Annotated in this window: 15 protein-coding genes; 12 read left to right on the forward strand and 3 right to left on the reverse strand. The window is 47.4% G+C overall.

Annotated features, from left to right (window positions below):
* Positions 1–226: 226 nt before the first annotated feature.
* The 4 genes from HPS55_RS09770 (at position 227) to HPS55_RS09785 (ending at position 3,450) form a co-directional block, all read left to right on the forward strand.
* Complete coding sequence (locus HPS55_RS09770) at positions 227–784, forward strand: hypothetical protein (protein ID WP_172177816.1); 558 nt, start codon at positions 227–229, stop codon at positions 782–784.
* Between the two features lie 44 nt (positions 785–828).
* Positions 829–1,392, forward strand: a complete 564-nt coding sequence (locus HPS55_RS09775) for a cob(I)yrinic acid a,c-diamide adenosyltransferase (RefSeq protein WP_172177828.1) — start codon at positions 829–831, stop codon at positions 1,390–1,392.
* Positions 1,393–1,446: 54 nt separating this feature from the next.
* On the forward strand, positions 1,447–1,668 hold the full coding sequence (locus HPS55_RS09780; protein WP_021852076.1) for a DUF2795 domain-containing protein: 222 nt from the start codon (positions 1,447–1,449) through the stop codon (positions 1,666–1,668).
* 174 nt (positions 1,669–1,842) lie between these two features.
* On the forward strand, positions 1,843–3,450 hold the full coding sequence (locus HPS55_RS09785; protein WP_172177814.1) for a tetratricopeptide repeat protein: 1,608 nt from the start codon (positions 1,843–1,845) through the stop codon (positions 3,448–3,450).
* A 63-nt stretch (positions 3,451–3,513) separates the two neighbouring features.
* Here HPS55_RS09785 and HPS55_RS09790 read toward each other — a convergent pair whose 3' ends face one another.
* From HPS55_RS09790 to HPS55_RS09800, 3 genes are all read right to left on the reverse strand, one after another.
* Complete coding sequence (locus tag HPS55_RS09790; RefSeq protein ID WP_172177812.1) at positions 3,514–6,441, reverse strand: PD-(D/E)XK nuclease family protein; 2,928 nt, start codon at positions 6,439–6,441, stop codon at positions 3,514–3,516.
* Positions 6,442–6,457: 16 nt separating this feature from the next.
* On the reverse strand, positions 6,458–9,679 hold the full coding sequence (locus HPS55_RS09795) for a UvrD-helicase domain-containing protein (protein ID WP_172177810.1): 3,222 nt from the start codon (positions 9,677–9,679) through the stop codon (positions 6,458–6,460).
* A 326-nt stretch (positions 9,680–10,005) separates the two neighbouring features.
* A complete protein-coding gene (locus tag HPS55_RS09800) occupies positions 10,006–10,599 on the reverse strand; it encodes a porin family protein (RefSeq protein WP_172177826.1) in 594 nt (197 codons plus the stop codon).
* Between the two features lie 354 nt (positions 10,600–10,953).
* Here HPS55_RS09800 and HPS55_RS09805 point away from each other — a divergent pair, with 354 nt between their 5' ends.
* From HPS55_RS09805 to metK, 8 genes are all read left to right on the forward strand, one after another.
* A complete protein-coding gene (locus HPS55_RS09805) occupies positions 10,954–11,889 on the forward strand; it encodes a PD-(D/E)XK nuclease family transposase (protein ID WP_172177808.1) in 936 nt (311 codons plus the stop codon).
* A gap of 41 nt (positions 11,890–11,930) precedes the next feature.
* Positions 11,931–12,869, forward strand: coding sequence for a PorP/SprF family type IX secretion system membrane protein (locus tag HPS55_RS09810; protein WP_172177806.1), 939 nt, complete (start codon positions 11,931–11,933; stop codon positions 12,867–12,869).
* 19 nt (positions 12,870–12,888) lie between these two features.
* Positions 12,889–14,343, forward strand: a complete 1,455-nt coding sequence (gene porK / locus HPS55_RS09815; protein ID WP_172177804.1) for a T9SS ring complex lipoprotein PorK/GldK — start codon at positions 12,889–12,891, stop codon at positions 14,341–14,343.
* Positions 14,340–15,167 carry a type IX secretion system motor protein PorL/GldL gene (porL, locus tag HPS55_RS09820; protein ID WP_172177802.1) on the forward strand — a complete coding sequence of 276 codons (828 nt, stop codon included), beginning with the start codon at positions 14,340–14,342 and terminating at the stop codon, positions 15,165–15,167. Before porK ends, porL begins: the two co-directional genes overlap by 4 nt.
* A 53-nt stretch (positions 15,168–15,220) precedes the next feature.
* The gene (porM, locus tag HPS55_RS09825) at positions 15,221–16,786 is read left to right on the forward strand and encodes a type IX secretion system motor protein PorM/GldM (RefSeq protein WP_172177800.1); all 1,566 of its coding nucleotides are present in this window, start codon (positions 15,221–15,223) and stop codon (positions 16,784–16,786) included.
* Positions 16,787–16,844: 58 nt separating this feature from the next.
* Positions 16,845–17,888, forward strand: coding sequence for a type IX secretion system ring subunit PorN/GldN (porN, locus tag HPS55_RS09830; RefSeq protein ID WP_172177798.1), 1,044 nt, complete (start codon positions 16,845–16,847; stop codon positions 17,886–17,888).
* 74 nt (positions 17,889–17,962) lie between these two features.
* Positions 17,963–18,577 carry a porin family protein gene (locus HPS55_RS09835; RefSeq protein ID WP_172177796.1) on the forward strand — a complete coding sequence of 205 codons (615 nt, stop codon included), beginning with the start codon at positions 17,963–17,965 and terminating at the stop codon, positions 18,575–18,577.
* Between the two features lie 389 nt (positions 18,578–18,966).
* The gene (gene metK, locus HPS55_RS09840; RefSeq protein WP_172177794.1) at positions 18,967–20,223 is read left to right on the forward strand and encodes a methionine adenosyltransferase; all 1,257 of its coding nucleotides are present in this window, start codon (positions 18,967–18,969) and stop codon (positions 20,221–20,223) included.
* The last annotated feature ends 2 nt before the right edge of the window (positions 20,224–20,225 follow it).

Consider the following 20,225-nt stretch of genomic DNA (forward strand, 5'->3'; position numbering starts at 1 on the left):
GTTAAGCCCGCCTGCGCCGATGGTACTGCAATGCAATGCGGGAGAGTAGGAGGCCGCCTTCTTTTCTTTATGTCTCCCCTGTCCGGTGAAACGGGCGGGGGAGATTTTTTTGTGTGTTTGTGTGGGATGTGATTGATGAAATTCCAATTCGTTGTATGGGGATACAATAAGAAAGCCGTATCTGCGTTTTATAGCTATGCAGAGTTTAAGAAGTTTTTTTGTTTGGTTGATGCGTATACATTGTTGTCGGGGATTCGGAATACAGTCACCGTCAGATTATGCTTTTGTCCGTTATGTGGTCAACGAGCATTATCCATACTATTCTTATTCTGATTTGAAAGCTCTCATGCCGCATGTAGATTGGAAGACACGTAAGTTGTGTTGTCTTTATTTCAGAATTGCGAATTTTCTACAACCTGATGTCATATTCGGTTCCTTTTGTGCACAGGCTTATTATGGCTATCTCCATGCCGGATGCAACAAGGCTTTGATAATAGGAAGGATGGAGATGCAAACAATGTCGGTTGACCATATCGTGAAAGGATTGTTTGTCATATCTGTGTCGGATGCGGACTTCACTTCACTTTTAGCCAAGGTCATAGGTGTTGCCGGAGAAAGTTCCATAATGGTCGTTGAGGATATATACGCCGATAAGGAGGCAAAGGCCCGCTGGCGGGAAATAAAGGCTGACGAGAGAGTTGGGGTTACGTTCGATTTGTATTATGCAGGCATAGTATTTTTTGATTTGAAGCGTTATAAGCAGAGTTATAAGATTAATTTTTAGTTTGTCGGTGTAATATCGATATATGACAATTAAAACGATATATGATGAAGATAACCAAGGTATATACAAAAAGCGGTGACAAGGGGACTACAAGCCTTGTAGGTGGAATCCGTATCAATAAGGCAGACATTCGTCTGGAGGCTTACGGAACGGTTGACGAACTCAATTCGCAGATGGGTCTGCTTGCGGCATATATGGCTGACGGACCGGACAAGGATATGGTGGAACGCATACAGAGCAATCTGTTTGTGGTGGGTACGCATCTGGCAACAGACCAAAGTTGTACTCCTCTTTATGATTCGGCGAAACTGAACGAGGGTGAGACGGAACTTTTGGAGAAAGAGATAGACAGGATAATGGATTTTCTGCCGGAGGCACAAGGATTTGTACTGCCGGGGGGCTGTCCGGCTGCCGCTATCGGGCATGTGTGCCGTACGGTTTGCCGCAGGGCCGAACGGTGTGTGGTGGCATTGTCAGAGAATGCCATCGTATCTCCTGAAATACAGAGGTATCTCAACAGATTGTCAGACTATCTGTTCGTTTTAGCTAAAAAAAATAATATTATGGCCGGTATTAGTGAAAAAGTGTGGACTAATCATTGTAAATAAGAAGAAAATTATTACTTTTGCGCAATATTCAGAAATTGATAAACTTTAAAGACTATGTATTGGACACTGGAATTGGCTTCAAAGCTTGAAGATGCGCCGTGGCCTGCAACAAAGGACGAGCTCATTGACTATGCGATTCGTTCGGGCGCTCCACTCGAAGTATTGGAAAACTTGCAGGAAATAGAAGATGAAGGCGATGTATACGAAAGCATCGAGGATATATGGCCCGATTATCCTACCAAGGAGGACTTTCTGTTCAACGAAGATGAGTATTGAAGCACGCCATATTGGTTTGGTGTGAATCTTCGGACAAGAAAAGAAAGTGTATCAAAATACAAAAAATGTCCATATTTGTTTGGATGAGTCGTATTTTGATACACTTTCTGTTATAAAGGCATTTGATTGAAATGTTGTGAGACATAAGGAAAAGATAGTTACTTTGATATTGATATGGAAGATAAAATTATTATTCAGTCGAGACATAAGTGGTTGGTATATCCTTCCATCCTTGCTGCTGCATTGTTGCTATTTGCTATGTGCACTAAACTGTTTTGGGAACTAATAGGCTTGTTTCTCATCGATAGTGGTGGGGCTAGATTAGGTATAATGCTTGTAGGAACAAGCATAACTATTCTTACATTTGGATTCTGTGCTATTTGGTTCATGCGTAGTGTAAAAGTCTATAGCGACAGAATTGAGGTCAAGTATCTTTTACACCCGAAGTGGAATTATCAGATAATGCTGAAGGACGTGGACTGCTTCTGTGTAGAAACAAAGCAGGTGGAAACTGAGAAAAGTTATTATCAATACAGTCGTATCTATTTGCTTACGGGTAGAAAACTTTGGCTGTATATCTCAGGAGGCGAAGGTTCTAATTCCGATGAAATGTTCTCTGTCCTGACAGACCATTTCGGTATACCGCAGCGTAAGGGGACTATAAAATTGTCGTGGAAAGAAGAGGAAGTTGTAAAACATGGAGGCTATATTTCGTTGGACGATATCAGTGACGAAGAATTGGAAGCTATGGCTGCGCAGCGGAAACAACGCCCACAACCACGTTCTGATTTTGAGATGCCCCGTTCCACAAGGTGGAAATACTTTTTTATAGAGTATGGAGTGATATTGTTCATTGCTGTATTTGTGGCAATATTTTACTTTGGCTGGGTGGTCTCGCGGGCTGTCAAAGAGAATAATACAGAGACTTTATCCTATATAGATGCAAAGACGGATCTCTCGTCTAAACTATATTATATTGTAGATTCTATAGATGTGGACAGTACCGGTATACTTTGCTTGACTCTTCAAATATCTTACAGCCGTAATAATCTGAAATATTGGGCTTTTCCTATAAAAGGACGCGATAATGTATGGATAGCCGTCACTGTTAATGATTGCCAAGATGTAAAGTCTTTGGAAGATTACGAATCAACCTACTGTTTAAAGGCACTTCGTAAGATCCATAGTTATAAGGTGGTCACTTACGAGGAAGAATATCGGAAAATTATAGAAGAGATAGCTAAGTCATCAGGTGTGAAAATTGATGAAAACTTCATTCTCTTATGTCCAGACAGGATGTTAAGGACAGGGCGTGTCAGTTATTTTGCGGCCTTAGACACGAGGAAGAGAAGCAAGCATGCTGAAGAAGAAGTATTCCGCCTGATGAAAGATGCAGCCGAAGAAGTTCCCGCAGCGCAGTATCAATTGGGCTGGATGTATGAGAGCGGCTTAGGTGTTGTTGCTGATACGGCAGAGGCAATCTGCATGTATACAAAGGCGGCGGTTCAGAATCAGGATGCCAAAGCAAAGATTGATGCTATGAATCAAATGAGCTACCTCTATGCCCGCAGACGTCAATACGAAAAGGCCCTTGCAGTCATTGACAGCGCCATAGCAGTAAGTCCGTATGAAGCAAACCTTTATGACAGCAAGGGCGAGCACCTATATAGGTCGGGAGACAAGGAGGGAGCCGAAGTGATGTGGAAACGTGTTATGGAGCTTGACCCGCAATTCACGGAAAAGCATGACAGTGAGCTCTATCGTCTGCTACATGGGAAATAAGTGTTTCTTGTTGTCGTGCCCAAAGGCAGGATAGGACAAATAGTGTGGCAATTCCGGAAAGGTCTATTTCCCGGAATTGCCACATAGCTGCATATATGGACAGATGCGGCAGATATCATCATCGGATGTCGGGACGAAAGGAATTGCCGGATTGAAAATGTCGTTTACCTTTTCGTGCAATAGCGTCTCAAATTCCTGATGGCAATCGTTGATGTCTCTGACCGGATTTTTGCCGAAGCAGAGTGTCGGGTCGTAGTCGCTTCCTGTGGCATGCTGAATGAAGAGCAAGGCGGGGCTGACGGGTAGGTTTCGCGGATTGGTCAGGACGGATTTGCTTACGATGCTGCTGTAGAGGAATGTCTGCAAGTAGTAGTCGCTGTGCTTGCTTATGTTTGCAGAATCGAATATGGCGGCTATGTCTGGCATGTACTCCAACCGGCGGCTTCCGGTCTTATAGTCTATCACGCGGATGCGCTCTCCTGTGCCGTCGTTCACGCAGTCAAGACGGTCAATGCGTCCGCCTACTGTGGTGCGGAACCGGACACTGCCGCCTCCGCATACTTCCATATCCTCTATCACGTCTGTTTCCAGTCCGACGATGTCGAAAGGTGCCAGTTGCATGTCCATGCGGAGCAATTTGCGCAGATAGGTGATGATGACTTCGCGGTTGATAAGTTGCAGACCATTGTATTCGGGACGTGTGCCTGCCCCTTTGGGCAGTTTGAACAGTTCCTCCATGAATGTTTCGTCGACAATGCGTTCTATTTCTGCTCCGTGGCTGAGCATCCATTTTATATTGTCGGCTGTGATGTGTGTGCCGCCTGCGGTTATCCGTTCGTATATTTTCTGTGATGCTTCGTGGAATATATTTCCGAAGATTCGGTTGTCAATCTCGTCGCTATCGTCGGTCTCGGGTTCGCGTAAACCGCACACATAATTATAGTAGAACTGTTTGGGGCATCGCATGTATCTGTTGATGGCTGTCGGTGTGAGCAGCGGTGTGCCTTCCTTGTGTCCGTTTCGGTTCTTGTCGAAGCGCAGGAGCAGCCGGTTCATTATGTCGTCGGTCTTGCAGACTTCAACGGGGGCGAATTTGATGGAGCTCTGTCCCGACTGGAGCGACCGGCGTCCGACATTGTGATTGCTTTCCACGAGAATCTGGAGCATGAAGCGGCTCATCTCACCTGTGGTGCCGTTGTCAGTTGAGTTGTTGTATAATATGGTGACGTCGTTTGCCCGCTGGATGAGACGGTAAAAGTAGTAGGCGTAGATGGCCACCTTGTTGTCTACCGTGGTCAGTTCGTGGGCCTTGCGTATGCCGTATGGAATGAATGACGTGTCGTTGACACCTTTGGGCATATTTCCTTCGTTGGCTGAAAGTATGAGCACATGGTCGAAGTCGATGTTTCGTGTTTCGAGCACTCCCATGATTTGCACTCCTACTACCGGTTCGCCGTGGAAAGGTATCGAGGTGGACTTCAGCAGTTGGCCTATCAGCCGTTGCAGTGTAATCACGTCGATGACAAGATCGTCAGAGAGTATCAGTCCGGCGAGGCGGTTCATCAGTGTGTATGTGCGGAACAGGGCTTCCTTGAACATCTGGTCCGCGCTGTCGTCAGCGTTTGAGGCTATGAGTTTCAGTATGTCGATAATCCATTCGGCGATGCGTCCTGACAATTCTGCGCTGCTGTATCCGTCGATGCTGCCGAAAAGCAGTGATGTGCCTTCGTCGGTACAGAGCCGTTCGCGGGTGGGGTAGTATACTTTTGCATCAATATTGAGTGCGCGGTAAAGCTCGGTGTGTTTTTCGGATATAAATTTCATGTAGGGATGCTTCAGGACGGTGTTTACAGCCTGAAGCCGGTATTTTTCAGACGTGGCCATGTATCCGCCGGTTTGCAGCGCTATGAGTTGTGATATCAACGAGGCAACCGGCGATTGTGCCAGCGGGTATCCGGTAGTGATGTTCACCTTGTCAGCCTCATCAGGCAGACAGTGTATTACCGTTTGCAGCAGCCCTTCGTTGCACAGGACTATGGCTGTGCGCCGTCCGGCTTCGATGCGTCCGTTTTCTTTCAGCCATCGGCTGATATAGCGTGCCTGGACATTCTCGGTAGGCGCGGAAACGAAAGTAATGTCTTTACGACGTGAAAAATTATTGTATATATTTCCGTCGGTATTGTCGAGTTCGTTGGGGAACAGCTGAAGATATTGCGATATGTAATGCCCGGCTTCATGGCGAAGGTCGTGTCCGTGCGGCATATAATAATGGTCGAAGTCCCAGTAGAAGTGGGCACGTCCTTGTTTTTGCAGTCGTTCGAAAAGACGTCTTTCCACTTTTTGCAGTACGTTGAAGCCAACGAACAGATATGTGTCGTACATGAATTCTATGTTCACGTTCTCAGCCACTTCGCGGTAAAGGGCTCCTTCGTATGCCAGTCCTTCGTATGTAAGACGTTCGTTGAATGTGTTGTAGATGTCATAGATATGACTCCACAGACTTAGAAAACGACGTTTCAATTCTGAATTGTGCTCTTCACTGAAGTTGCTGAAAAATCTCCTGATGATGTCTATTTGCTCTTTGCTCAGATATGAAACGTCGTCCAGTTCGTGTATGTCACGAAGATTGGCGAAAACCTTGTCCGCCTCGGCCATGTTCTTGTCAAGATCGTCAAAGTCGGCCAACAGCAATTGTCCCCATCCGTAGAAGTGGTCGAGAGTCTCATCGATGCCGGTGCATTCTGTGAAACACTTATGCAGGTCGCAAATCAGTTTGATCTGGTCGCCTGTCCTGCGTGACGAGTGACGACGGAATAAATCGCTGATGGTGATATATGCGGGGCTCCATATAGGGCGTCCGGCTATGCGCACGAGATATTCGTTCATGAACAGTGCTGCGCGCTTGTTTGGAAAAACCACAGCCACGCGCGACAGATCGTATCCGTATTTGTTTATTATGTCATGGGCGACATGCTCCAGGAATGTCTTCATATGCTTTTCTTTTTGTTTAGGAGTCCACTCTCTCGATTTTATTACCGTACACGAACCATAGATAGCCTTCCACGTTTTCGTGCCCCATGGTTTCGAGCAAGTGCATGTATTCACGTACTTGTTTACGGTAGTTTTCTTTTGGTGTGCCGAATTTGAAGTCAACCACTATCATTTTGTTTCCGTCGGTCATCACGCGGTCGGGGCGACGCTCTATAATTTCTCCCGACTCTGCGGTTGAGAGGATGGAGCACTCGTTGAACAACTTCCATCTGCCGTCGAACCAGTCGGCTACTTGTGGAGATGACAGCCGCTTGCGCATCATTGCCGTGAGTTTCTCTGCCGATGTCTTGTCGAGCATGCCCTCGTTTTCAAGATGTTGCATGGCACCGTCGATGTCGTCTGTCGTGCGTATCTCGGAAAGCACTTTATGTAATACGTTTCCAGCCTTGATATATTCCTTCCGGTCGTTCTCTTCTCCATTGTCTCCGGAAATGAAATCCCGGCTCTGGTTGCTCTGCACGAACTCGGTTTTGTTGGCAAATGTCGCGATATTGATGTGTATGGGTGTTATTGATTGCGTGAAGACATTGTCCGATATGTAGTCATGGCACCCGCTATTGTCTTTTACAGTAAGTGATCCGTATTCAAATGTTATGGGGTGTTCGTTGTCACCGTCATCCATGCCGGTAATGGTGGCATGAAGTTCTGTGGCAATATCGGTCAGACAGGCCTGTATGAGCTGTGAGCGCGAATTTTTGGTGTCGCGCCGCCCTATGACGAACAGATTGCGCCCTGCACGTGTGAATGCTACGTAGAGCAGATTGAGATTGTCCACACAGTTTTGCAGATACTCGTCCATGTAGTCTTTTTCGTATATTGTACCCGTCATACCTTTGCGACTATAGTCTACGGGGATTATCGGCATCTCATCGAATGGGGCTTCCGTGGGTTTGCACCACAGAATGTTGCCGCTGGTCTTTTCCAACTGCCAGTCGCAGAAAGGGATTATTACGTTGTCAAATTCCAGTCCTTTGCTCTTGTGTATGGATATGATACGTATGCCGTCCGGTTCGTCGCTTTGTATTGTCTTGTTGTGTATGGTGCGTTCCCATTCGGCCACAAAGGAATCGATGTCGGCAATATGGTCTTGGGTAAATGTGCTCAACTGGTCGTAGAATGCGCATATGTATGCACTTTGTCCGCTGAGACGCTCAAGTTGGAAAATGGCATATAGCCGTTCGGTAAGGTCGTAGAGTGGCATGGCTGACAGTTCGTCCATACAGTCAGTATAGGCTTCGGGCAGCAACGTCTGGGAATGGTCGGCAATATCTTGTTCGCTGATGCCTTGGCCTTTTATGTTCAGCATGTAGGTTTTGATAAGGTTTGCCCGTGTTAGGACATCATCGCGGTGGGTAAGAAGATGCAGAGCCTGTATGAGTGTGCATACGGCGAGTGACGCATCGAGACGGAAAGCCTCGTCGGATACGATTCTCACATCTGGTATGTGCTCGGTAATGTGTTTGGCTATAAGGGGGATATGCTTGTTGGTGCGTACCAGGATGGCAATGCTGCCGGCATCAATGCCGTTGTTGCAGAGCTGTTTTACGGTGTCTGTCAGTTCGTCGAGCGTTGACTGTTCATATTCATCGCCCGGTAAAAGTTTGACGCTGACGTATCCGTTCCCGATGCTTCTTTCCGGCATTTGTTGGGATACGTCCGCGTAGGCACTGCGTAGTTGTGCGGCATGAAGTGCGTCTTTGTCATCGCCGATGGTTTCGCATTCTGCTTCTACTGCACGTTTGAAAAATGTATTGTTGAAATGTATCACGTTGCCGGCCGAACGATAGTTCATCGTGAGCGACTTTACGTTGAGCATTCTTTCACTGTCGGAAAACTGGTTGTCTATGTTGTTGAGCAGGCGCCAGTCGCCCGAACGCCATCGGTAAATGCTTTGCTTTACATCACCCACAATAAGGTTTGACGCGTTCTCGTGGCTCATGCACTCCATGAGCAGCACTTTGAAGTTGCGCCACTGTACCGAACTTGTGTCCTGAAACTCGTCTATCATAACATGTTCCAGCTGTGTACCGATTTTCTCAAATATGAACGGCGAGTCGCTCCCGCTTATCAGCGAGTGCAGCAGTTGCTGGGTGTCGCTCAGCAGAAAACGGTTGGCCTCTTCATTAAGTTCTCTTACTTTGTTCTCGATGCTGCCCAACAGGCGCAGCTGATACAGATGACGCAGGGTAAGCTCGGCCGACTTGTAACGCCGCCATTGTCGCGGACGCTCTTCAATAGCCATGTGCAGCAGATCGGTAAGCGGACCGAGTGCAAGGGCATGGATTGTGTCGCGCTTCGGACTTTTGGCAGAATACCATTTGCCGATGTCTGTCAGGCAATCGGTGGCACGTTTTCCGACGATGCTTTCGTCGAATGTTCCATTCTTCATCTTGATGAACAGGCCGGCAACCCCCGAATTTTTGTATGAGAGGTCGTCGACGCTGAGTCCCTCGGATGCCAACACCTCGAAAAACTCGTCGGCGATGGATTCCATCCGTCTACGCGAATCGTCCATCTCGCGGCGCATCTTTTCGGCATACTGTTTCATGAATGTCCGTTCGCCGGCCTTTTCGGCCATAGTCCGACTCTCTTCCTTGTAGAAGTCGCGGAAGATGGTTTTGCCGAATGTCTTTATATGTCCTATCACGTTCCAGCTCTTGTCGTCGGCAATATTGTCGTTTATATATTCGATGATGAGCCGCAGGATTTCGTTATTTGTGTCAAGTTCCTCTATAAGTTTGTCTACAGCGTGTTCTTCTACCTGAGTATCGTTCAGTTCTATGCGCAAGTTGGCCGTGAGGTCAAGTTCGCGGGCTAGGTTGCGCAGTACGGTCTGGAAGAAAGAGTCGATGGTCTCTATCCGGAAGTATCCGTAGTTGTGTATAAGCAGACGGAGTGCTATACCTGCCCGTTGGCTTACGGCTTCGGGTTTCATGTCGAGATCGTCGCATATTCTGTCTGTGTATGTACGTGAGTCGGGCAAATGCTTCCATATACCGTATAGCTGGCTCAATATACGCATTTTCATTTCTTCGGTGGCCTTGTTGGTGAAAGTTACGGCCAGTATGTTGCGATAGCTCTGCGGGTTCAGTACGAGTAACTTGATATATTCCACAGCCAGTGTGAATGTCTTTCCGCTTCCTGCACTGGCTTTGTATACTGTGAGTGGCTTGTTCATGACAAGATGTGTTGTGGGGTGCTGTTTGTTGCTTGTTTTATACAAAGTTACATCAAAAATGTGAGATGAAGAAATCGGCAGAATAAAAAATCTTTTTTTATCCAAAAAGATTAGGTGGATTTTATCCCCCCCCCCAATCCAATGACTGGTTAGGGCTTGAGTTGGTGTGCCATTTGTTTTGTGCAGATTGCAGTACCGGCGTGGGAATATTGCACTGGCTATGTCGGGTTGTCTGATGGATTATTACACTTGCATAACCACAGTCCGGGGCTATGTTTCACCACCGGTGTAGGCATGTATGGTTCGGTGGTGAAACATGGTCTGTCTTATATGTCGAATTTGTATCCTACGGTAAATTGGAATACGCTGTTCTTCGATTTCTGTTCGTCCACGAAATCAGTCACCCCGAAATTGTATCTGCCGTCTATTACAAAATTCCGGAATTCGTAAGACAGTCCTATAGGAATGGACAAATCTATAGATCTTGTCCCGGGCACGTTCGCCTCGGCGCTTATTCCGTAGGCTTCAGCCTTTATTTTGTGGGTGACGTTGAAAGCCGGTTGCAATCCTGCTTTTACAGCCAGATTCTTTGTCACGTACACATTGACAAGTACGGGTATGTTTATGTAGTCGAGCTTCAGGGTGGCGTCGGCTTTGGAAAAGTCTTCAGTATAGACACCGGCTTTGGCGCCTTGCATTGAATATATGGCTCCGGCGGAGATACTTACGATGTCTGTCATCTGATATTCAATCTCGGCTCCAAATGCAAGGCCGATTCTGGATGTAGCGTCGTCATCGTTCGTTATGTTTGCCACATTCATTCCTGCTTTAGGCTGTATTGTGATCGAACCTATTTCGTGTTGGGCGCGGATTCCTGTTACGGTCAGGAGAAGTGTTGCTGATAGCAATAATCTGTTGATAGTCATGTGTAATGGAGTTTATTGTATTTGATTCTACAAAGATAATGATTTTTCTCAATATAGAAAATTTGCGATTTATAAAAATACATAAATGTCGGTATTGATGATATGAGTAAAGCCTTGTTCCTGCTGCCAATTGTGGATAGTTATAGTGTGTTCACGGACTACAGGAAGTAACGATTGTATTTCTGCCAAAAAGGTATTAGGGTTTGTCTTTTCTGTATCAGAAGCGTTATCCATATGTTTTTGTTTTTCTATCTTGCGAAAAGTTTTACGGATATTTTGTGCAGCGGTAAAATCTTGCTATCTTTGCCGTTGAAACTCTTTTATTAATAAAAAAACGATGGCTGGCTTATGAGCAACTACATCCGATTTGACTGGGCTATGAAGCGCCTTCTCAGAAACAAGGCCAATTTCGGAGTTCTTGAGGGGTTTGTTACTACCCTGCTCGGAGAGAACATCCGCATCCGAAGCCTTCTTGAGAGCGAAAGCAATCAGGAGAGCGAGTACGACAAGTATAATCGTGTGGATATTCTTGCAGAGAACGACCGTGGACATCTTTTCATCATAGAAGTCCAGAACAACAGCGAGTACGCGTATTTCCAGCGTATGCTTTTCGGCACGTCCAAACTTGTCACCGAATATATAGAACTCGGCCAAACGTACAAGGATGTTAAGAAGATATACAGTATAAACATTGTATACTTTTCTCTTGGAACCGGCACCGATACCGTGTATCACGGAAAGACAGAGTTTCGCGGCATACATAACGGTGATGTGCTTGACCTGTCACCGTTTCAGAAGCAGAGATTCAATGCCTCGACCGTGAGCGACCTATATCCCGAGTACTATATTCTGAAAGTGAACGATTTCAACAAAGTCGCCACCACTCCTCTTGAGGAATGGATATACTATCTCAATACGGGCGAGGTGCCAGACGAGACCACAGCTCCAGGACTTGACCTTGTGCGTGAGCGCTTGAAACTGGAACGCATGAACAAGGATGAGTTGAAAGCCTATCACCGTCATCTTGACAATATTGTCATACTTAAAGACAATATATATACAGAGAGGGAAGAAGGCCGTGAGGAAGGCAGGGCAGAGGGTCGTGAGGAAGGTCGTGCAGAGGGTCGTGAGGAGGGTCGTGCAGAGGGTCGTGCAGAGGGTCGTGCAGAAGGTCGTGCAGAAGGAGTGCTTGCAACAGCACGAAACCTCAAGATGCTTGGTGTACCTATGGAAACGATAATTAAGGCTACGGGCCTGACGGCAAAGGAGATAGAAACGATATAATCTGAGATACAATAAAAAACTTAGATGCCCGTTATATAATCGTGCACAAGCATTGTTTTGCTATATTGATATTTGTGCTTTTAGCTTCGTTGTCGGTAAGAGCACAGTATGATGCCTCCTTTTCCCACTATTGGGCAATGGAGCCGTCGTTTAATCCTGCATCTGTAGGTAAAGAGGCTAAAATAAATGCGGTGGGAGCCTATGCCATGACATTGACGGGATTTGAGAATAATCCGCGTACGATGTATGCTGCCGGTGATGTCCCTTTTTATTTCCTGAAATCTTATCACGGTGTGGGAGCACGTTTTATGAACGACGAGATCGGTCTGTTTTCACACAAAACTTTTGCGTTGCAGTATGCTTACCGTAACAAACTGTTTGGGGGTGTGATTGCGGTTGGAGTCAATCTTGGACTGCTAAGCGAGTCTTTCGACGGCTCCAAGGTGGATACCGATGTGCCCAATGACCCGGCATTCCCATCATCGGAAGTGAGCGGAACAGGATTTGATCTTGGTGCGGGATTGTATTATACACACCGTGATTGGTATGCGGGCCTGTCCGTTCTGCATGCTACGGCACCGACGGTGAGATTGGGCGATTCACAGGAATTTAAGATAGATAGAACGTATTATTTGACAGGAGGATACAATATAAAGTTGAGAAATCCGTTGTTATCTATACATCCTTCCGTATTGGCTCGTACCGACGGAACTGCCTATAGAGTAGATGTGACTGGTAGGGTGAAATATACGCACGACAAGAAAGTGATGTATGGAGGAGTGTCATACAGTCCCACCAACTCGGTGACGGTACTTATAGGTGGCAATTTTCACGGAGTAATGCTTGGATACAGCTATGAGATATATACATCGGCCGTCAGCATCGGCAATGGAAGTCATGAAATATTCATAGGTTACCAGACAGATATAAACTTGCAGAAAAAAGGAAAGAACAAACATAAAAGCGTGAGGTTATTGTAGCCTACAATATAATAAAAGAATGAGTATGAAGAAATGTATAATCTCTCTTTGTTTCATAGGACTGCTTGTGCTGACCGGTTGCTTTGGCGGAGCCACGTCTACGGCAACAGGTGGTGAGGTGACAGGAGCCGGTGGACGTCCGTTCACTGAGCCTACACCATACGGTATGACCTTGATAAAGCGTGGGCATTTGAAGATGGGAATAGAGAAGGAGGATAGTCTTTGGGGTAAGCAAACTCCAGTGAAAGATATTTCGGTAGAAGGATTTTGGATGGATGAAACTGAAATCACAAACTCGCAGTATCGTCAGTTTGTGAATTATGTACGCGATTCTATCATACGAGAGCGTCTTGCCGATCCTGCTTATGGCGGTGACGAGACATATAAGATAGAGGAGGACAAGAATGGCGACCCTGTGAAACCGCATTTGAATTGGAAGAAAGCATTGCCGCGAAAACCCAATGAGGACGAATTGAGAGCCATTGAGAGCGTATATACAACCAATCCTGTTACGGGTGAGAAGATGCTCGATGCCGCACAGATGAACTATCGTTACGAAGTTTATGACTATACGACTGCTGCGTTGCGCAAATATCGTATGAACCCGCAGGACCGCAGTTTGAATACCGATGTAACGGTAAATCCCGAGCAAGAAGTGTGGATATCCAAGGATACGGCGTATATAGATGATGAGGGTCGTATCGTGAGTCAGACCATAGAGCGACAGCTTAGCGGGCCTTGGGATTTCCTGAACACTTATATAGTGAATATCTATCCTGACACGACATGTTGGGTCAACGACTTTCCAAATGCCGATAACGAGACATACATGCGTTTGTATTTCTGTAATCCTGCATACAACGATTATCCCGTTGTGGGCGTTACGTGGGAACAGGCCAATGCCTTTTGCGCGTGGCGTACTGAATATCTTCTCAAAGGACTTGGTGCTGCTGCACGCTATGTACAGCGATATCGTCTGCCTACCGAGGCCGAATGGGAGTATGCTGCACGTGGAAAAGATCAGAACGAATTCCCATGGGAACAGACCGATGTGGCAAGTGAGGACGGGTGCTTCTTTGCCAATTTCAAGCCCGACCGCGGCAATTACACCAAGGACGGCAATCTTATAACGAGCAAGACCGGAATCTATTCTGCCAACAGCAACGGCCTGTACGACATGGCCGGAAACGTAGCCGAATGGACAAGTACAGTATATACCGAGGCTGGTGTTGAGGCTATGAACGATATAAATCCGCAGTTGCGTTACAATGCCGCCAAGGAAGATCCATACCGGTTGAAGCGGAAAAGCGTGCGAGGCGGTTCCTGGAAAGATCCCGAGTCGTATATACGTTCGGCATGGCGTTCGTCGGAATATCAGAATCAGCCGCGCTCGTACATAGGATTCCGTTGTGTGCGCAGCCTCGCAAATACTACAAGTGATAAGTCTAAGAAAATAAAAAAGAAGAAGAGATGACAGTATATAGCAAATACAATATCGTATATAAGTTACAGAGATGGCTTGACAGTGTGCCGGGCCAGACGTTTCTGAACTATGCCTACAGTTGGGGTGCGTCCATCGTTATTCTTGGAACGCTTTTCAAGTTGACACATTTGCCCGGAGCCAATGTCATGCTCTATCTTGGAATGGGCACTGAGGTTATAGTGTTCTTTATCTCGGCTTTCGACCGGCCTTTCGACAAGACTGCGATAGACAAGGATTTACCTACGCATGTCGGTGACGAAGATACGGAAACAGAATCCTCTGATGTCAGTGGCACGGAATCAGTATCCGGAGTTGTTGTAGCCGGTGGAGTGTCAGGAGGGACTATTGTTATCGGTGGTGGCGGGTCGGTAGGCGGTGATATGCAGACAGTGGCGGCCTCTGAAGAAGGCTTCGTCGGGGTAGGTAATGGTGTTGGTTCACAAGGTGGTACTGTTGCTGTCGGTGACATTCCTTCGTGGATAAATAGCCAGCGGCCGGTATCTCCAGAAATGGAAGAGGCTACGAGCAACTATGTTGACGAACTCAATAAGCTTACGGAAATGCTTGCCCGTGTGTCGGAGCAGAGCCAACGTCTTACGCGTGATTCAGAGGAGATGGAGAACCTCAACCGCACGCTCACCGGTATATGTAAGGTTTATGAGATGCAGTTGAAGGGAGCCAGTGCACAAATTGGTACCATTGACCAGATTAACGAGCAGTCACGCCATATGGCCGAGCAGATAGCAGAGCTTAACAAGATTTATGCCCGTATGATAGAGGCTATGACAGTGAATATGAATGCGAACCGGGGGTAGTTCGGTTGGCGGGGCCACTGATGCATAATCCCTATTCCATAATTGAAAGAAATATGGCAATAAAGAAAAAACCGGTATCTCCACGCCAGAAGATGATAAACCTGATGTATGTCGTCCTCATGGCAATGCTTGCGTTGAATGTTTCGACGGAGGTGCTCAACGGCTTTTCCATTGTTGAGGAAAGCCTTAATCGCACTACGGTCAATTCAGCAAAGGAGAATCAGGTTATATACGATGACTTTGAAGCCCAGATGAAGTCCAATCCTGCCAAAGTCAAGGCATGGTTCGACAAGGCACAGGAAGTGAGGCATATGAGCGACTCTCTCTACAACTTTGCCGAAGAATTGAAACTGGCAATAGTGCGTGAGGCTGACGGGAAGAACGGTGACGTGAAGAATATTAAGGGCAAGGAGGATCTTGAGGCTGCCACGCAGGTGATGCTTGCTCCTGGTACAGGCAAGGGAACCGAACTTTATAAATCGATAAATTCTTTCCGTGAACGTATCCTGGCAATGGTGAGCGACTCGGTACAGCGTTCTGTCATAGAAAGCAATCTTGCCACGCAGATACCGGCCAATGCTATGTCGATGGGAAAGAACTGGCAGGAATATATGTTTGAAGGCATGCCGGTGGCAGCAGCAGTCACGCTGTTGTCGAAGCTGCAGAGCGACATACGTTATGCCGAGGGAGAAGTGTTGCACACTTTGGTGGCCAATATCGATGTCAAGGACATACGTGTAAACTCTCTCAATGCTTTCGTTATACCTAATTCCCAAACCATTGTGCGTGGTGATAAGTTTTCTGCGCATATCGTTATGGCTGCTGTGGATACGACCCAGGTGCCGGAAATATATATAGGTGAGCGCCGTACCAACTTGACGGGCGGTCTCTACGAGACGATATGCAACGCAACGGGAGACTTTACCCTGGCCGGTCATATCGAGATGGTGAACGGCAGCGGCGAACGCATCCGGCGTGACTTCAGTCAGAAATACACCGTGGTAGACCCGAGCGCCACCGTCTCCGCCGACCTTATGAACGTGCTTTATGCCGGATACAGCAATCCGCTTAGTATCAGTGTACCCGGAGTGCCGCTTACCAAGATACAGGCCACGATGACAGGCGGAGTGCTTCAACCTGTTGGTCCGGGTAAATACATCGCTCGTCCGTCGGCAGTGGGAAAGGATGTTACCATTACTGTCACCTCCACCAATACAGGACGTGCTCAGCAGATGGGTCAGTTCACTTTCCGTGTGCGCAAGCTGCCCGATCCTACGCCATACATAGCCATGACCGATGAACACGGCAATCCCACACGCTATAAAGGCGGCGGACTGAGCAAGGGCAACCTGTTGTCTGCCGACGGCATCGGTGCCGCCATTGACGACGGAATACTCGACATCGGCTTTAAGGTGCAAGGTTTTGAGACCGTGTTCTTCGACAACATGGGCAATGCCGTGCCGATGGTGAGCGACGGCACCCGTTTCTCGGCGCGCCAGAAAGAGACCTTCCGCAAACTGTCACGCAACCGCCGGTTCTATATATCAAGAATCACGGCTGTAGGTCCCGACGGCATACAGCGCAGCCTCACTACATCAATGGAGGTGATAGTGAAGTAGCCGTGCGGCCATCTGCCGACAGCCCATACAAAACCTGCAAACCACTACAAGAAAATATATGAGAAGATATTTGTTTATACTGATTATAGCTTTAGCGGCCGGCCAGGCAATGGCACAGCCCAAGGCCCGGCGTAACGCCGCCGACCGGAACAAGGCCCAGACACAGGCATCGCAGGCCACACGCCGCGCCCAGCTGATGTTCCCCACAGCCATCGAAATGCCGGAGGACGTGGTGTGGCGGCGTGACATCTACCGCGAGGTGAACCTCACCGAAGATGCCAATGCCGGTCTGTATTATCCGGTGGAACCCGTAGGCAGACAGCTCAACCTGTTCACCTACATCTTCAAACTGGCATTGGGCGGATACATCCCCATATACGAATATCGTCTCGACGGCAACGAACTGTTCACCGACTCCGCCCGCGTGCAGATGAAGACCCTGCTCGAAAACTACCATATCTTTTACGAAGAGCGTGGCGGCCGTTTGCGGGTGGATAATAGCGATATACCTTCGGCTGAGGTGCAGATGTTCTACCTGAAGGAGAGCGCCTACTACGACCAGGCCAATTCCTCGTTCCGCCGCAAGGTGCTCTCGCTCTGCCCGGTGATGATGCGTGAGGACGATTTCGGAGGCGAATCTGCCAAATATCCGCTTTTTTGGGTTAAGTACAGCGATCTGGAGCCGTTTCTGACCCGTCAGACGGTGATGACGAGCAATCTCAACAACGCCGCAACCATGACCATGGACGACTTCTTCACGCTCACCCGCTATAAGGGCAAGATATACAAGACCACCAATATGCTTGGCCGCACGCTGTCGCAGTATTGCACCACCGACTCTGCCATGACTAAGGAACAGAATCGCATAGAGCAGGAGCTGCAAGTATTCGAAAAAGGCCTTTTCGGTGCGACTGAAGAGAAGAAAGACACGCTCGACAGCATTGCCGCCCTCGATCCCAAGGCAGCCAGGAAAGCGGCCAAGGTTGCCCGTCAGCGCACACGCCGAGGCTCGTCGTCAAAGGTAGCCAAGGCGCCCAAGTCTCGTATATCGTCCGGTGGTTCGTCGGCTCCACGTGTGTCCGTGCGTCGTGAGCGTCATTAGAAGTCGTGTATGTTGTTATGGAAAAACAGTTTAATGGGATAGTTTTAATTATTAATCAATAAAAAAGAATGCTTATGAAAAGAGTATTTACATCTTTAATGTTTGCCGTGGTATTGATTGCGGCTGTTCCTTCACAGGCTCAGATAAAGTTCGGTCTCAAAGGAGGTCTTAATGTTACGAACATGAGTCTGAATATGGATGTCATTGACAAATCAAATCAGACCGGTTTTTTTGTCGGTCCTACAGTCAAGGTGACATTGCCTATTGTAGGTCTTGGGGTTGATGCCTCTGCACTCTATGACCAGCGCGATGCCAAATTGGAAGACGAGAAAGTTTCTCTGCGTAGCATCAACGTACCCATCAATGTCCGTTATGGCATCGGTCTCGGCAGCATGGCAAGCATTTATCTGGCAGCAGGTCCGCAGTTCGGTTATAATATCGGTGATAAAAACGTATTCAGTTATGCAGAAGAGGAGGGCTCTGCAGGTTTCTCATTGAAGAAGTCCAACTTCAGTGTCAACCTTGGTTTTGGTGTTTCGTTGATGAGCAAGTTCGAAATAGGAGCCACATACAATATAGCATGTGGAAAGACTGGTGAGTTTAATGTTTTTGACGAAGCCAAAAAGCAGGTATTCTCTAAGGGTAGTCGAATGAACTCATGGCAAGTGTCTGCCGCTTATTATTTCTAAGTAAGAGAATTTTTATTATACGCCAAAAGACATGAGGATTTGTCGAAAATCCGATTTTCAGGCCTGTAGGTACATAATCTTGTTTTTATCGGCTGAATAAATATTGAATATCAATATGTTACAAGCGGACAAAAACAAGATTATGTTCTTATTCCATGCAATGTTTGCATTGTGATATATCCGTTTTTTATCTTTTAAACGTATATATTAATTGATAAATTCTCTATTCTCAATTGAAAAGAAAACGTTCTTTTTATTCTGTTCTTATCTCAGTTTTCCGTATCTTTCCTCTAAAGAAAAATCATTTTCTTTATCCTGCCGGTGTATAATCTCACTATTTTATTGTACATTTGCAAATCCAATTAAGAAATATAAAAACGATATATATTATGTCATACCTTTTTTCATCAGAATCAGTATCTGAGGGCCATCCCGACAAGGTTGCCGACCAGATAAGCGATGCCATACTTGATCAGTTTCTTGCATATGATGACCGTGCGCGTGTGGCTTGTGAAACATTCGTAACCACCGGACAGGTAGTGATAATGGGCGAAGTGCGCAGCGATGTGTATATCGACCTGCAGACCATAGCCCGCAACACCATAAAGCGGATTGGATATACCAAGGCCGAATACCAGTTTGACGGTAATTCGTGCGGAATACTGAGTGCCATACACGAGCAGAGCGACGACATCAACCGCGGTGTGGACAACGGAAATGACGATGAGCAGGGTGCCGGCGACCAGGGCATGATGTTCGGTTATGCCACCAACGAGACGGAGAACTATATGCCCGTATCGCTCGATATAGCTCATCTCATAATGAGTACACTCGCCGACATACGCAAGGAAGGCAAGTTTATGACATATCTGCGCCCCGACTCTAAGAGTCAGGTCACGGTGCAGTACAGCGACGCCGGCATTCCCGAACGCATCGATACTATAGTTGTGTCCACCCAGCACGACGACTTTGCCGACGACGACACTATGCTCGCACAGATAAAGGACGACGTTCTCAACATACTCATGCCCCGTGTCAAGTCACAGATCCACTCAGAGAAGGTACTCGCACTGTTCGGCGGCGACATCAAGTACTATGTCAACCCTACTGGCAAGTTCGTCATTGGCGGTCCCCATGGTGACACCGGTCTCACCGGCCGCAAGATTATCGTCGATACCTATGGCGGCAAGGGGGCACACGGAGGTGGGGCTTTCAGTGGCAAGGATTCGAGCAAAGTAGACCGTTCAGCAGCCTATGCTGCTCGTCACATTGCCAAGAACATGGTAGCCGCTGGCGTGGCCGACGAGATGCTTGTCCAGGTGAGCTACGCCATTGGTGTGGCCCGTCCGATGAATATTTATGTCAACACATACGGTCGCAGTCGTGTGGCCATGACAGACGGTGAGATAGCCGCACGCATAGAGCGGTTGTTCGACCTGCGCCCCAAGGCCATCGAGCGTTCGCTCAAGCTGCGTCAGCCCATGTACAGCGAGACGGCAGCCTACGGACACATGGGCCGCCGCCCAGAGGTGGTGAGCAAGACATTCACAAGTCATTATCACGAGAAGAAGACGATGGAAATAGAATTGTTCACATGGGAGAAACTCGACCGTGTGGATGATATAAAGCGTGAGTTCGGCTTGTAACG

This window comes from Xylanibacter rodentium, assembly GCF_013166575.1.
In the GTDB taxonomy this organism is placed as follows: Bacteria; Bacteroidota; Bacteroidia; order Bacteroidales; family Bacteroidaceae; genus Prevotella; species Prevotella rodentium.